Origin of the sequence: Pseudomonas bharatica, assembly GCF_048586865.1 — a bacterium.
Taxonomy (GTDB): domain Bacteria; phylum Pseudomonadota; class Gammaproteobacteria; order Pseudomonadales; family Pseudomonadaceae; genus Aquipseudomonas; species Aquipseudomonas bharatica.
Window position 1 is genome coordinate 1 of sequence record NZ_JBMAWR010000058.1, and the last position, 1,418, is coordinate 1,418.

Annotated in this window: 1 protein-coding gene; it reads left to right on the forward strand. The window is 55.7% G+C overall.

The genetic code is table 11. The features are described 5' to 3' along the window. Positions 1–13: 13 nt before the first annotated feature. Positions 14–1,380 (forward strand): IS3 family transposase gene (locus tag ACKLLE_RS27110; RefSeq protein WP_420059606.1). Its coding sequence is split into 2 segments (ribosomal slippage): positions 14–479 and positions 479–1,380, totalling 1,368 coding nucleotides; the frame shifts between segments, so codons are not numbered across the junction. The last annotated feature ends 38 nt before the right edge of the window (positions 1,381–1,418 follow it).

Consider the following 1,418-nt stretch of genomic DNA (forward strand, 5'->3'; position numbering starts at 1 on the left):
CGGGGTGTTTTGCATGACCAAGTATTCAAAGCAGTTCAAGTTGTCCGCCATCGAAGCCTTCCTCAAGCGAGGCCGAGGTTTCCGTCATGTGGCGAACCAGTTCCAGATAGATCCCACCTTGCTTCGCCGTTGGGTCGTGGCCTATCAGCAACACGGCAGGTCCAGCCTTGAGCGTCGCCATCAGCGCCACAGCGCCGAATTCAAGATTACGGTGCTTCACCGCATGCTAAATGACCGTCTTTCTCAGCGCGCCGCCGCAGCGTTGTTCAACCTAGGTAACTCTAGTCAGCTGGGCAGATGGCTGCGCCAGTATTACAGTGACGGGCTCGCAAACCAGCTTTCTGTAGAAAAGAGTTCAACCCGCACCATGCCCAAGCCTTCCGCCAAGTCCTCCAAGCCTGCAGCCGTGCGTAACGAGGACCTCTCGCCCAAAGAGTTACTAGAGAAAGTTCGCATGCTTGAAGCGGAGAACGCCTACCTAAAAAAGCTCGAGGAGTTAGAGGAGGCGAAGCTCAGGCAGACCCGGGCAGTAAGGAAAAAGCCCAGCTGATTACCGCGCTGCGCCGACAGTTCAGGCTGAAATACCTGCTGATCGCTGCTGGTTTGCCTCGTAGCACTTACTACACCTACTTCGGGGGCGAGGGCGCCGAGGATAAGTACGCTCCACTGAAACAGGCGATGCGGGGCATTCAGGAGCACCACAGGGGCCGGTATGGTTATCGTCGCATGACCGCTGCGCTGCGCCAGAAAGGGCACGTGATCAACGGCAAGAAAGTGCGCCGCCTCATGGGCGAGTTGGACCTCAAGTGCACGGTACGACCGAAGAAATACAAGTCGTACAGAGTGCTGATGGACGAAGCATCGCCGAACACCATGAACCGGGAGTTCGCTGCTGATCAGCCGAATCAGAAATGGGTGACAGACGTTACCGAGTTCAAGGTGGCTGGAGAAAAGCTTTATCTGTCGCCAGTTCTGGACTTGTACAACGGGGAGATCGTGGCCTATCAAACGGATACTCGGCCGCGTTACACCCTGGTGGGAACGATGCTTGAACGAGCGCTGGAGAAGCTGCCGGCTGACAGTAAGCCGATGCTGCACTCAGATCAGGGATGGCATTATCGCTATCCGGATTACCGCCAGCGCTTGAAAGAAGCGGGCTTGGAACAGAGCATGTCGCGCAAGGGCAACTGCCTGGACAATGCGGCGATGGAAAGCTTTTTCGGCACGCTGAAGTCCGAGTATTTCTACCGCGAGAAATTTGAGAGCATTGAGCAATTACGCGCTGGGATTGATGATTACATCCGCTACTACAACCACGAACGTATCAAGATGAAGCTCGGCGGCCTGAGCCCTGTAGCGTACAGAGCACAAGCCGCATAGCTTTAGACAAAAGTGTCCAACATCCGGGGCGCAGCTCA